Below are 13409 nucleotides of genomic sequence, written 5' to 3' on the forward strand. Positions count from 1 at the left end.
CCTAGTGCAGGTCATGCGCTGCGCCTAGCTCGGCGAGTACATCCAGAATCTGTTTGAAAAAGCTTTGACGGTCATCCGTGCGATGAATCTCTTTGTACAGCGACCCGTCCTGAATAAACAAAATCCGCTTGCAGAAGCTCGCGCTAAAAGCGTCATGCGTCACCATCAGAATCGTGACTTGATGGTTTTCGTTCAAGTCGCTCATCGTTTCCAGCAAGCTTCTGGCGTTTTTCGAATCCAGTGCGCCGGTAGGCTCGTCTGCCAGCAATATGGCCGGCTCGTGGACGAGAGCACGCGCAGCGGCAGCCCGTTGCTTTTGTCCACCTGACACTTGGACGGGATATTTCGCTAAAAGGTCCTCGATCCCCAATGTCTGGGCCACCTTTTTCACTTTTTTCTGGATCTCCGAGGACGGCACGCCTTGGAGCGTGAGCGGCAGCGCAATATTTTCATGCACGGTCAGGTTTTCCAGCAGGTTGAAATCCTGAAAAATGAATCCGAGCTTTTGTGAACGAAAGTCGGCCAGCTGGTTTTGATTCATTTTGGTGATCTCCGTGCCTGCGATTTGAATCGTCCCGTTCGTCGGGCGATCGAGCGTCGAGATGACGTGCAGCAGCGTCGTTTTCCCCGCGCCGGACGGGCCCATGATGCCTACGAACTCTCCCTCTTGAATATTCAGCGATACTCCTTTCAATGCGTGGAACTGGCTTTCACCCTTCGAACCGTATATTTTCTGTACGTTGCTGACCTCCAGGACAGATGTTTTCACGTTTTGTTCCCCTCTCTCTCATGCAATCCGTGTACCTTTATTCATTCAACGCTATTAACTTTACCCGGATTCCTTATGGGGAGCTATTGATCTACCTTACAGTTAGCTTGCGGTTTTGTAAGGTAAGGAAAGGAAAAAGGCATGGAAGCTCCATGCCTGTGCTACGCCTTCTCCTATTCGGAAAACTGTTGGGGGAACTGCTTGACGATCCCTTCGGTGAGCGTATCCGCCACCAGCAAGATGTTGTCTTCTCCCTGGTCAAACGCGGCGATTTCCGCACTGCCGTCCTTTTTCAGCCGCGCATCCACCACGTCGGTCATTTGCTGCAAGTGCGCATGGAGCAGATCTCTCAGTTCATTCAATGTCCAGTTCATATTGAGGCTGCTCAGCAGGTCGGCGATGTCGTCCGCATTTTGATACCAGTCCGTATAAAGGTTCTTCAGCTCCACCTGCTGCTGGTTTTTGGCCGCCTCCACGACTTTTTCCGCGATGCGCAAATGCTCGTTCAACAGCTTGGTCAACTGACTGCCCGCTGCATCCCCGTAGTACGGCTTGAAGGCATTGCCGATGTCCTCCTGGTTTTTCAAAAGCCGGGCCACTACATCGCGCTGATCCTCCAGCCCCGCGGCGGCACTGACGATGTAGCTGCGGGTCCAGACGGTCAGGTCGGTCCACAGCTTTCGCATATCTTCCTTCAGCTTTGCGGCGGCAGAATTCCCGCTCTCCGCTTGCGAAGCGATTCCCTGCACTTCTTCCTGCGCCCCTGCTACCCCGGGCAAACCGTACAGAAGCAGACAGAGGAAGCACTGTAAGATCTTGTGGGGCGTACCGTTCATGACAGATCCTCCTTCGTCTCGGTCTCGCTGAAAAGATCCCACCTTATTTTGGGCAGACCAGGCGTTTCCATACCCTTCTTTTTCCTACAGCTAAAAAATTTAGGAGAATTTTCTGTCAGCATTTATCTCAAAATAAGATCAATTCAAGGCGATTTCCATATTGTTCCGTTCCAATCTGGATTATACAATACTCCAAAGCAAACCAAACGCATGCGGCATCCAGAGACAAATAGAGAGAGAACAAAGAAAAAACATGAGGAAGAAGATGAGAGAAATGGCTATGCTACAAGAAGTGCAGCCGGATCGCCTGCAGATTGCGAAGGCCTACGTGCAGGAAGTGTACGAATCCATCCAGGCGCGCAATCCCGGTGAGCTCGAGTTTCACCAGGCTGCGAAAGAAATTTTCGATTCCTTGGTGCCCGTCTTCGCCAAGCATCCAAAGTACATGGAGAGCGGCATCCTGGAGCGAATCTCCGAGCCCGAGAGGCTGATCACGTTTCGGGTGCCTTGGGTAGACGATCAAGGGAAGGTACGCGTGAACCGAGGATTTCGGGTACAGTACAGCAGCGCGATCGGCCCTTACAAGGGAGGCATCCGGTTCCATCCCTCCGTCAACGCCAGCATCATCAAATTTTTGGGCTTCGAACAGATCTTTAAAAACGCACTGACCGGCCAACCGATCGGCGGCGGAAAGGGCGGCTCCGATTTCGATCCGAAAGGCAAGTCGGACGGCGAAATCATGCGCTTCACCCAAAGCTTTATGACAGAACTTTGCAAATATATCGGGCCTGATGTAGATGTCCCTGCGGGCGACATCGGTGTCGGCGCCCGCGAAATCGGCTACATGTTCGGCCAATACAAGCGGATTCGCGGCGGCTACGAAGCAGGTGTCCTCACCGGAAAAGGCGTCGGGTACGGCGGCAGCCTGGGACGCACCGAAGCCACCGGCTACGGAGTCGTTTACTTCGTCGAAGAAATGCTGAAGGACAAAGGTCTGAGCCTGAAAGGGCAGACTGTCGTCGTCTCCGGTTCCGGCAATGTCTCGATTTACGCCATGGAAAAGGCGATGCAGCTGGGAGCCAGCGTCCTCGCATGCAGCGATTCCAACGGCTACATCTACGATCGGCGCGGAATCGATCTGGCAACCGTGAAAAGGCTCAAAGAAGTGGAGCGCAAACGAATCCGCGACTATGTGCTGGAGCATCCGCACGCCGAATACCACGAAGGATGTGCAGGCATCTGGTCGATTCCGTGCGACATCGCACTGCCATGCGCGACCCAAAACGAGCTCGATGACCGCTCCGCGAAAACATTGGTGGCCAATGGCGTAAAGGCCGTGGCGGAAGGGGCAAACATGCCGTCTACCCTCGAGGCCATCGAGGTCTTCCTCGAGCATGGCATCCTGTTCGGCCCGGGAAAAGCTGCGAACGCAGGCGGGGTCTCTGTCTCCGCACTGGAGATGGCACAGAACAGCATGCGGCTGTCCTGGACTTTTGAAGAGGTGGATGCCAAGCTGCACCAAATCATGGCCTCGATCTACCAATCGAGCATGAAGGCAGCCCGCGAATACGGCCATCCCGGAAACCTGGTCGTCGGGTCCAATATCGCCGGCTTTTTGAAAGTGGCCGATGCCATGATGGTCCAAGGCATTATTTAAAACCGCGGGGACATGAAGCCTCCCGATGGCAGAAAACAAGGGCAGCCCATCCACGCGGCTGCCCTTTCTGTTGGTTATACGACTTTCCCGTTTTCTTGTTCTTTGCCTTCCACAGACTTTCGGACGAGCAGAAAATGCTTGCGCAGCCTGTCTTCGATGACTCTGGGCTGCTCCCTTTTCAAGATGTCCACGATGAACAGCAGCGTACCGGCGACGATCCCAAACCCGACCAGGATAGCCACGACAGGATGAATCAGGAGGGTGAGGTAGCCTACCACCATTGCGAGCACGATATACCCAATCCATTTCCCCATTTCGATCCCTTCCTCTCCGTTTTTACGCAATAATCCCCGTCTTCTTGGCATTCTCCGTCGACTTCCGGATGATCCCGCTAAGCGGGCGTTTCAGCACCAGAGCGACGAACAGGCTCAGCCCGATGAATCCGATCAGCCAGACGATGTCCCGCACAGCCGTCTCCCACAGCACCCCGCCCACTCCTTCTCGCAGGAGGCTGATCGCATACGTGAACGGCATGAACGGATTGAGCGCCTGGAAAAAAGGAGCCGTCATGCTGATCGGAAACGTGCCGCCCGAGCTGGAAAACTGAAACACCATGAAGACGATCGCTATTCCCTTCCCGACGTTGCCGAATACGGATAGCAGCGTGTACGTAATCGTGACAAACACCATGCTGACCAGCATCGCAAAGAGGACGAACGGAACTTTGTCAGCCACGTAGGCGCCGAGAAGGTACATGTCCCCGAGCGTAATGAACAGTGCCTGGAACAGTCCGATCGTCACAAACGTGGCCAATCGCCCCAAATACAATTGGTACGGCCGGTAACGCCCTTCCGGATTATCCGCTTCCGCCTTGAGCAGGGAAATCAGCAGCGTCGATCCTACCCACAGCGACAGGACGCCATAGAACGGCGACATCGCCGAGCCGTAATTGGGTATCGGGTATTTCCGGTTTTCCTTGATCTGGACGGGGCTCGCCAGAAAGTCGCTTTCCTTTTGAATATCTCCGCGAAGCAGCTTGGCCAGAGCGGCGAACTGATTGTTTGCCTCCACGGCCCTCAGCTTGTCGGCCGCCTCGCGAACCGCCCGCTCCAGCTGGGGAAGGTCGGTCCGCACCAGCCCTGCGACGGTATGGACGCCCGACTCCACCTGCGGGAGCTGATTGCGCACGAAATCGGCCAGTCGGGACAGCTCTTTTTCCGCCCCCGGCAAGTCGTTCCGGATAAAGGCCGCAGCCGCGTCCAGCTTTTTGCCGATCTCCGGGAGGCTGCGGCGCAGGAGTGGGCCCGTCGTCGAGAGCGCTTTGTCAAAGGCGTCCGCCTTGGCTTGAAGCCCTTGCGCCAGCTCGTGGACTCTCGCCCTGATTTGCGGCATTTGCTCCTGGATTCGGAGCAGCTCGCTTTGACCAAATTCCAGACCCGTTTTCGCATCCCGCAAAATGGCGGCCAGATCCGGCACTCTTTCCTTGGCGGCCTGCAAGCGGTCAGCTGCCGTGCCGGTCAACGACTGAAGCGCCACCATCCCAGCCGCGATTTGTGGGACGATCTCGCTGTCGTACCGGGAAAGAACCGAGCCCAAGGCGGCGCTCGTGTCCTCGGCCAGCTGCCGGACGGTCCCGAGCGTTTCCTTGAGCGGCGCCTTCCCGTTCTCCAAAGCCTGCGAAATCGTTCCAAGCAGCTCGCTCTGCCTGCTTAGCCTGTCTTGCGCCGTCTGCAGCCGGTCCAGCACCGCGTCCAACGGATGGTCCGGAATGTAGCCGTTGATCCGGTCGAGCAGCGATCCCATATGCGCCAGTGCGTCTGCCGCTTTGTCCAAACGGCCCTGCGCCGTCCTCACTTCGTCCGCTGAGGGCCAGCTGCTGGGATCGGTTTGCAGCAATCGCTCCGTGAGCAGCCCGACGCCATCGGCAGCCTGCTGGGCCAACGCCAGGCTTTGCTTGACCAGCGGAGCGACGGTGTCCAGCGCGCCTTGGTTCGCCGTCAGGAAACCGCTCAGCCGATCGGCGAGGTCTGCGCCTTGCTCCGCAATATCCGCCAGCCGCGGCAAAGCGTCCTGCGCCGCGGTCACGACCTCAAGCGCCTTGTTCGTTTTGCTCAGAGCGAGATCCACCGTCTTCGCGACCTGGTCGAAATGCTGGTCCAGCTCCTGAACGCGACCGACAGCCTCGTGGATCTGCGGCAATTTGTCCTCGAGGGCGAGAATATGCGTGATCGCTTCGCTGATTTTCGGCCAGTTTTGCTGGAGGGCGAGCACGTGCCGAGCTGCCTGGTTGATCTCGGGAATCCGCTGCTCCAGCTCGGGTATGATTTGCGCCTTTTGATGGATTTCCGGCAGCTTCTTCTCCAGCTCCAGCACTTTCTGCCCCGCAGCGTGGATTTGCGGCAGCTTGCTTTCCAGATCAAAAATGCCGTGCTCGATTTTCCGGATCGTCGGCAGCTGCTCTTCGATCTGTACGCCGATCTCCTCCAGCTTCCGCAAGAGAGCCTCGCTGACAGCTTTCGTGAAGCTCTCGTTGATTTCCTTGGCGATGGCTGTCACGCCGGATGATGTGATCTTGGGTGCGACCGCATTTACTTTTTCATTGACGCTGTATATGACTTCGGGCCTGTCGAGCCTGCCTTCGACGATGCCGGTCATCTTGGAGGAAAAGTCGGGAGGGATGAGGATGCTGGCATAATACACGCCCCTGTCCAGTCCTCGCTCCGCCTCGGCTTCATCCACAAACGTCCAGCCCAGCTTCTGATTACGCTGCAAGCTGCGGAGCAATTCATCCCCGATGTTGATGTACTTCCCCGCTACCGTCGCTCCCTGGTCCTGGCTCGTGACCGCCACCTTGACGCCTTCCGTATTGGCGTACGGATCCCAGACGGATTTGATGTTGACCCAATCGTACAGACAAGGGAGCAGGATGATCGCAAGGATGAGAAAAACGCCTGTCGGCACCTTGAAAATACGGACCCAGTCCGTTTTGTAAATTTCCCATATGGAACGCATATCGCTACCACCTAGTAGAAGGATGTACTTCCTCGTTGTTTCAAAAAGCTTACCACAAAAGGAAGGCAACTGGAAGAAAACGGAAGATACCCCATTATTCTCGACCCAGCTTTTTTCCCAAACAAAAAAGCGGCCTCTATGGCGAAGGCCGCTCTTTGCCCGATCAACACAGGCAGTCCCGTTACGGTGTCGTTTGGGGGTGAAACCAGATTTTATCGAAGTCCAGCCAGCCTGACGGATTGAGCGTGACCCCCCGCACCGACTGGTGAAAAGACGCATTGCTCTTTTTATGGACGAGGTACAGGATCGAGCGGGTCTGCCGCATCAGATCTTCCAGCTCCTCGAGCAGCTGCTGGCGCCTGCCTGCTTCCGGCTCGCGGAAGATCGCCTCTGCCGCATTGTTCACTGCCTGTGCTGTCTGCGGATCGAACGCGGCGAGGAAGTAGTTTTTCTGCAAATACATCTCCAGCTCGCACACTTCGTCGCCGGTAAAGACGTTTCCAAACAGCCGGCAGTCGTACTGCTGCCAATCCGCGTAGTCCGTCAACTCATCTATCGGCTTCACATCCATGGTGATGTTGATGCCGTACGACTCGCATCGGGCACGAATCCACTCGGCGTCTTCCTTGTGATACGGGTTGGAGGCGACCCGGAATACTTCCCCTTGGTAGCCGCTCTCCTTCAGCATCGCCATGATTTCAGAACGGGTCAGGCGACTTTTTTCATGGGCGATCTCGTCTGGATGCGGACGGAAGCCTCTCGCCGGAACAGTGCGGTCTCCGCCCAAATCCGCAATCAACTGCTCCCGATCCAAAATATGGTACAGCGCTTCCCGAAACTTCGGATGATTTTGCGGACCGTCTTTCCACTGGTGAAAGACGAGCAGATTGCAGCAGGCGTACAGCATCTCCGTATCGTTCCACTCGCCGTTTGCACGGAGAATAGTCTCCAGCTGCGCCCGGGAAGGATCTCCGTAAGAGGTCAAGACCGATGTCCAGTCCGGTTCCTTAAGCCGTCCGGGCTCGACATCCGGCAGGATCAGCACCTCGACCCGATCGAGCTGCGGCCTTCCCCGAAAGTGACCGATAAAAGCTTCCAGGACGCAAATTCCATCCTCAAACCGGCTGATTCGAAACGGACCGGTGCCTACCGGCTTCCGCGCAAATTCCGCTTCGCCGGATTGGACGATGTCGGCGGGCACGATACTCGCAGGAACGGTAGACAGAAAGCGCAAAAACAGCGAATTCGGTTCAGCGAGCCGCACCCGCACTGTTTTATGGTCAAGCGCCTCGGTATGGACGATGTCCCGATACATCCAGCTCGACTCGAACCTCTCCGGGTGCAAGCGGATGCGATCGAGGGAAAATACGACGTCATGAGCAGTCAGCTCTCGTCCGTGATGGAACAGGATGCTCTTTTTCAAATGAAAGGTCCATTCCCGCCCGTCCCCGCTGATCTCCCAGGAATGCGCAATGCCGGGTGTGATCACGCCTCGCTCATGATCGTACTCGACCAATGTATCAAACAACTGCCCTGCGATCTGGGCGTCAAACGTGTAATAAGTCATGGCCGGGTCCAGCGTCACGATGCCGCGGTATACGGGAAGCCGCAGCGTGTCCTCGAGCCGATCCGAAACGGTCTGCGTCGTAAAGCCCATGCCTTCCGACAGCCAGTCCATGATGCGGTTTTTGACTGTAGTGTCGCCAAACCGGTTCAACCACTCCATGGCTTCGCTGACATCTCCCTGCTCCAGCTTGGTCCTCACCTCTTGAAGCAGCATTTCCTCCGAATCGGCGAGCAACGTTAAAACCGAAGAATGCCCGCGTCCGCGCCCTGACTGCCAGTCGATCCAGCCCAGCTCGGATAGCCTTCGGATGATGACTTTGGCATACCTCGTCGTGCAATGCCAGATGCCGGTGAGACGCTCTACGGTAACGGGAAAAGGCGCATGGGCCTTCTGGTCGCGGAAAAAGGAACGGAGCTCCAAAAAATGCAAAACCGTCATCATACATGCCCCTCCTCACTCTGAAAAAAGGTGAACAGTCTTATTCAAATCATACCCTTTTTAACCCTTTTCAGATAGCTATACTCAAAGGAAAGAGGAGGGAAACGAATGAACGTCTTGTTGCAAAAGCTCCGCACCTGGGCACATTTCCATCCAGTCGCCTGGGGCGTCATTATCGGTACATTTCTTTCGCGCACCGGATTTTTTATGGTGATTCCGTTTTTGGGCATCTACTTGGGCAAAGTCAAGGGAGTTGACCCCGCTACGGTCGGGGCCATCCTGGCAGCCAGCTTTTTGGTAGGGACACTGTGCAGCTTTCTCGGTGGTGCGCTGTCCGATCGCTTGGGCCGATACCCGGTCATGATCACGGCGATGGCCGCCTGGAGCCTGACCCTGCTTGGCTTTGCTTTTGCCGAGGAAGTCTGGCAGTTCTTTCTCATGAGCTCCCTCAACGGCCTGTTCCGCAGCATCTTCGAACCGACAGCCCGTGCCCTGCTGGCGGACGTGACGCCTCCAGAGCGGCGCTCCGACGCTTTTCACGCGCGGTACTTCGCAATCAATATCGGCGGCGCCATCGGACCGTTGATGGGGCTGAAGCTGGGAGCCGGCAGCACGGCCTCGCTCCTGCCGTTTTTCGTCAGCGCCGCCATTTTCGCTGCCTACGCCGCGGTCCTGGTCATTCTCATGCTTGCTTTCAAGCACACGGTTCCGGAGAAGTCCGAAATCACACCGATGGGGCAAATGGTGCGAATCGTGTTTACCGATAAAGTGTTCCTTTATTTTCTGGTAGGCAACGTCTTTTTGGCTGGCGCCTACTCCCACCTCGATACGACCTTGTCGCAGTACATCGGACACGACCGTATCGAAGCATACTCGCTGCTCTTTATTGTCAACACGCTCTCCGTCGTGGTCCTGCAATACCCGCTAGCCAAGCTGATGAAGCGTTTTTCTTCCCTGACCGCTCTAAAGGCCGGCTGCCTGCTGTTCGGATTGGGACTGTTCGGATTCGGGTTATTCGACAATCTGGCGTTGCTTGCGCTGTCGATGGTCGTGTTTACCGCCGGCGAAGTGCTCAGCTTTGTGATCGGTGACGTGCTGATCGGAGAAATTGCGCCCAGCCATTTGCGCGGCGCCTACTATGGAGCCAGCGGGTTTGCTTTTATTGGCCAGAGCGTCTGCGCCTGGTTTGGCGGAATTCTGCTGAACACCCTGGGCTTTAGCCAAGGCCCCACCATCTTCGCCATCCTGATGCTGCTCACTTTTCTCGCCTATCCGTTTTTCCACCGCGGGCAGCTGCTGTGGGAGCGGCGCCTTGGACGCAGTGATGCCGGCCAGATTTGCCAAGGCATGGAGCTGACGAAGAGCTAAATGATACGAAAACGAGGAGTGTTGTTCATGACAGCCATTCAACAATTTCACACACTTCATCATGCAGACGACCTATTGTTCCTGGGCAACGCCTGGGACATCCCCTCCGCACGTGCGCTGGAAAAAGGCGGTTTTCGCGCCATCGGAACGACCAGTTGGGGAATTGCGCACGCGCAAGGCTTTACCGATGGAGAAAAGATCGATTTTGACCTGCATCTGGCCATCATCCGAAGCATCGTCAGACATGTGCAGATTCCGGTGTCTGCTGATATCGAGGCGGGCTACGGAGAAAGTGCCCGAGCGATCGTCGAAAACGTATTGCGGACAGCGGATGTGGGAGTCGCAGGCATCAATCTCGAGGATTCGCTCAAGCATCAAGAAGGCTTGCGGGATGCGGCGGAGCACGGCCTCCTTCTCCGGCAGATCAGAACAGCGCTCGATAACCGTGGCTTTCACGATTTTTACATCAACGCCCGAATCGATACGTACTTCCAAAAAGAGAATCCGCTAACGGAAACGATCGAGCGGGGAAATATCTATGTGGAGAGCGGAGCAAGCGGCATCTTCGTCCCCGGTGTCACGAGCGAATCAGACATTCGGGCCATTGCAACCCAGGTGGCTGCGCCGCTGAACGTCCTCTCTCTTCCGGGGCTGACGAATGGCAAGCTGCTTCGCGAATGGGGAGTCAGACGGCTCAGCTTTGGCAATGCGCTGTATGACAAGATGGCCGCTGATCTGGAAAACACTGCGACCCATTTGTTTGAAACGACAGACACTCGGTCTTTATACGAGACGACCGGTTCATGAGCTACGCGATAAGCCGCCTTCCTTGCTGGGAAGGCGGCTCTTTTCTTTTCCACACAATCCTTAGCCCTGCTACTGCGCAATTGTCTGGAAATACCGATAGACCCGATCCAGCTTCTGCGCATGCCTCCCCTTTGGACTCTCCATGCTGCCAAACTCGAAGAACTTCACTTTCTTCATCCCCACAAATTGAAACAGCGCTCTCTTCATCAGCACCTTGTGCGCGTTGTTCAACCAGAACAGGGGATAATGCGTCGGTCCCTTCATCGTGGAAATGCAGACGACCGACTTGCCCGCGAGCAGCCCTTCCGGAAAAAGCCCGTCCTTGTCCCGGTAGGCGAATCCGGCCGCAAACATCTGGTCGATATACCCGAGCAGCATCGCAGGCGGGCGTCCCCACCAGATCGGGTACACAAAAACGAGTTTGTCCGCCCAGCGAATTTGCTGGCGGTACTTCTCCAGCCGGGGATCGATGTGCATGTCTCTCCTTCGCTTGTGCTCGTTGAATTCAAGAACCGGATGGAACGACTCCGCGTACAAATCGAGTACCTGCACTTCCTGGATATTCGGGTTTTCCCCGCTTCCTTCCAGCACCTTCTGCAAAAACGCGTAGCTGAGGCTCTGGTGATTCGGATGCGTATACACAATCAGCAGTTTCATTTTCTCACTCCGTTAATTATCATTTGATAACAAAAATCTAGCACGCTCCAAAAATGTTGTCAAATGATAATTGTTAAGTGATAACCAGTTTGTTATCGTTACGGATAAGAGGTGATCTTCGTGGACAAAGAAGCCTTGTTCCAGAAATTCGTGATGTTCACCAGCGCGGTCCATCAAATCAAGCATGAATTAACCAAAGAAGTGAAGCCAGCCACGGTTACGCCGGTTCAGTACAGCATTTTGGAGTACATCGCGGTTCATCAGCCTGTCACCCTCAGCCAAATCAGCGATTGCCAGCACATGTCCCTGCCCAATACGAGCCGTGAAATCAGGAAGCTGACGGAGAAAAACCTGTGCGAAAAATCAACCGGTGCCGAAGACCAGCGCAAGCAGTACATTCGCCTGTCGAAAGCAGGCCAGGACATAATGGACGAAGTCTTTTTACGGATACAAGAGCGCTTTACCGAGCGAATCCATGAAGCGACCCCACAAGAGCTGGGGTTGATTGAGGAAGCGCTGGATTTGCTTCACGCGAAAGTGTTTTATACGGATTCACGCAGCTCCGGCAAATAGCGCAAAAAAAAGGAACTGCACATGTGCAATTCCTTTTTTTCGTTTCCAGGCGATTTAAATGAACCCGCCGTTGACGCGAAGAGTCTGCCCTGTGACCCACTGGGACTCAGCGCCTGCTAGGAACAGAACGACCTGCGAAATGTCCTCGGGCTCAGCCAGCCTGCCGAACGAGTTCATCGAACCGACTGCCCTGATCTGCTCCTCCGTTTTGTCTGCGGTGAAGAGCTCGGTATTCACCGGTCCGGGAGCAACGGCGTTGATGGTGATCCCTTTTGGTACGAGCTCTTTCGCCAGCTGGCGAGTAATCTGCTCGACCGCTCCCTTTGTCGCCGCGTACACGCTGTAACCCGGGAACATTTGCCCTGCGACAGACGTGGAGAAGTTGATGATTCTTCCCTTCTCACTCATATGGAGAGCTGCCTGTTGGCAGGCGAAGTACGTCCCTTTGACGTTGATGGCGAACAGCTGGTCAAAATCCTCCTCCGTCATTTCGGCAATCGGCTTGGTAATCATTACCCCGGCATTATTGACCAAGATGTCGATGCGGCCAAATGCCTCCAGCGTTTTCTCAAACAAATGCTCTACCTCTCCCACTTTGCTGACGTCCGCTTGAATCGCAAGCGCCTCTCCGCCATTTTTCCTGATTTCGGAAACGACTTCCTCCGCTCTTCTGGAGCTGCTCGCGTAGTTTACAACCACCCTGGCTCCTTGCAAAGCCAGCTCCTGCGCTATTTTTTGCCCGATCCCCCGAGATGCCCCTGTCACCAACGCCACTTTACCTGCCAGCTTCTTTTCCATAAATGTCCCACCCCGTTTTTTTTATTTGCTTATGGCTATTATACTGCCTCAAATTACAATCATCAAATGACAATTTTTATTTTTTGTCATTTGTTTTCGCGAAGACAGAAAAAACCTTTCTGAATCGGTTCGTCAGAAAGGTTTTTATCTCCAAAAGGCAGGCTGCCCAACAATTATACGATTATACCAGCCCTCTCAAAAGCAGCTCCCATACCGCCTGGAAGGTTTCCTCTTCGTCCTCGGCGAGCCACTGATTGGCATGTGCAGGATGGTGGAAGCGCGAGGTCGCCATGAAAATGGCCTTTGCTATGACCTCCGGTTGACCGGGCTTAAACTCATTCGACTGGATTCCTTGCTCCACGATCGTCGCTATCTGTTGAATCAAGTGATTGACATGGGCCTTTACCGTCTCCACCGATTCCTGCGTTTCGGCCGCATACATGGCAAACATCTCCGTGTCCCGAGTGAAATAATCCCGCTTCGACTTTCGGAGCGTGTCCAGCCACAAGCGCAAACGTTCCGTCGCGCTGCCTTTTCCTTCGCTTACGATCTTCTCTAACGGGGCGGAGATACAACCGACCAGCCACCTTTCCGTGACAGCCTCCCGCAAGGCAGCCTTGCTCGGGAAGTGTCGGTACACCGTTCCGTGGCTGACCTGCAGCGCCTTGGCTATGTCGACCACGGAGGTTTTTTCCGGGCCAAAACGTCTGAGCACCTGTTCCGCCGCATCCAGTATCATTTCTTTTGTCAATGGCGCATCGTGACCCATAGGCATGCCTTTCCCCCTTTTTTCTCCCTCTCATCATACCTCATTTTCTCACCGGATAAAAAACATAGTTGGAAAACTGTCAGCGCTCAAATCAAATGCTTGTCTAATCCAGATCTTCTTCGTTATATTTTGAATAGACATATTTCCCCAAATTTTTC

At 55.0% G+C, this 13409-nt stretch carries 12 protein-coding genes; 4 read left to right on the top strand and 8 right to left on the bottom strand.

Annotated features, from left to right (window positions below; genetic code table 11):
• Position 1: 1 nt before the first annotated feature.
• Complete coding sequence (locus RGB73_RS29620) at positions 2 to 769, bottom strand: ABC transporter ATP-binding protein (protein ID WP_310767420.1); 768 nt, start codon at positions 767 to 769, stop codon at positions 2 to 4.
• Positions 770 to 942: 173 nt separating this feature from the next.
• The gene (locus RGB73_RS29625) at positions 943 to 1605 is read right to left on the bottom strand and encodes a glycosyltransferase (protein ID WP_310767422.1); all 663 of its coding nucleotides are present in this window, start codon (positions 1603 to 1605) and stop codon (positions 943 to 945) included.
• Between the two features lie 274 nt (positions 1606 to 1879).
• Between RGB73_RS29625 and gdhA the strand changes: the two genes are divergently transcribed.
• Positions 1880 to 3262, top strand: a complete 1383-nt coding sequence (gene gdhA, locus RGB73_RS29630) for an NADP-specific glutamate dehydrogenase (RefSeq protein ID WP_310767424.1) — start codon at positions 1880 to 1882, stop codon at positions 3260 to 3262.
• A 74-nt stretch (positions 3263 to 3336) separates the two neighbouring features.
• Here gdhA and RGB73_RS29635 read toward each other — a convergent pair whose 3' ends face one another.
• The 3 genes from RGB73_RS29635 to RGB73_RS29645 all read right to left on the bottom strand — a co-directional run bounded on the left by RGB73_RS29635 (position 3337) and on the right by RGB73_RS29645 (position 8282).
• Positions 3337 to 3576 carry a hypothetical protein gene (locus RGB73_RS29635; RefSeq protein WP_310767427.1) on the bottom strand — a complete coding sequence of 80 codons (240 nt, stop codon included), beginning with the start codon at positions 3574 to 3576 and terminating at the stop codon, positions 3337 to 3339.
• A gap of 22 nt (positions 3577 to 3598) precedes the next feature.
• On the bottom strand, positions 3599 to 6274 hold the full coding sequence (locus RGB73_RS29640) for a YhgE/Pip domain-containing protein (RefSeq protein WP_310767430.1): 2676 nt from the start codon (positions 6272 to 6274) through the stop codon (positions 3599 to 3601).
• 181 nt (positions 6275 to 6455) lie between these two features.
• Positions 6456 to 8282 carry an SgrR family transcriptional regulator gene (locus RGB73_RS29645; protein WP_310767433.1) on the bottom strand — a complete coding sequence of 609 codons (1827 nt, stop codon included), beginning with the start codon at positions 8280 to 8282 and terminating at the stop codon, positions 6456 to 6458.
• 105 nt (positions 8283 to 8387) lie between these two features.
• Between RGB73_RS29645 and RGB73_RS29650 the strand changes: the two genes are divergently transcribed.
• Complete coding sequence (locus RGB73_RS29650; RefSeq protein WP_310767436.1) at positions 8388 to 9647, top strand: MDR family MFS transporter; 1260 nt, start codon at positions 8388 to 8390, stop codon at positions 9645 to 9647.
• Positions 9648 to 9674: 27 nt separating this feature from the next.
• Positions 9675 to 10454, top strand: coding sequence for an isocitrate lyase/PEP mutase family protein (locus tag RGB73_RS29655; RefSeq protein ID WP_310767439.1), 780 nt, complete (start codon positions 9675 to 9677; stop codon positions 10452 to 10454).
• Positions 10455 to 10523: 69 nt separating this feature from the next.
• Here the strand turns inward: RGB73_RS29655 and RGB73_RS29660 are convergent, their stop codons facing one another.
• Positions 10524 to 11111, bottom strand: a complete 588-nt coding sequence (locus tag RGB73_RS29660) for an NAD(P)H-dependent oxidoreductase (RefSeq protein WP_310767441.1) — start codon at positions 11109 to 11111, stop codon at positions 10524 to 10526.
• 120 nt (positions 11112 to 11231) lie between these two features.
• Between RGB73_RS29660 and RGB73_RS29665 the strand changes: the two genes are divergently transcribed.
• Positions 11232 to 11684 (top strand): MarR family winged helix-turn-helix transcriptional regulator, encoded by a 453-nt coding sequence (locus RGB73_RS29665; protein ID WP_310767443.1) that lies wholly within the window; start codon positions 11232 to 11234, stop codon positions 11682 to 11684.
• 54 nt (positions 11685 to 11738) lie between these two features.
• Here RGB73_RS29665 and RGB73_RS29670 read toward each other — a convergent pair whose 3' ends face one another.
• Positions 11739 to 12482 (bottom strand): SDR family oxidoreductase, encoded by a 744-nt coding sequence (locus tag RGB73_RS29670; protein ID WP_310767446.1) that lies wholly within the window; start codon positions 12480 to 12482, stop codon positions 11739 to 11741.
• Between the two features lie 181 nt (positions 12483 to 12663).
• Positions 12664 to 13257, bottom strand: coding sequence for a TetR/AcrR family transcriptional regulator (locus tag RGB73_RS29675; RefSeq protein ID WP_310767449.1), 594 nt, complete (start codon positions 13255 to 13257; stop codon positions 12664 to 12666).
• Positions 13258 to 13409 lie beyond the last annotated feature (152 nt).

Source organism: Brevibacillus brevis (assembly GCF_031583145.1).
Classification (GTDB): Bacteria; Bacillota; Bacilli; order Brevibacillales; family Brevibacillaceae; genus Brevibacillus; species Brevibacillus brevis_E.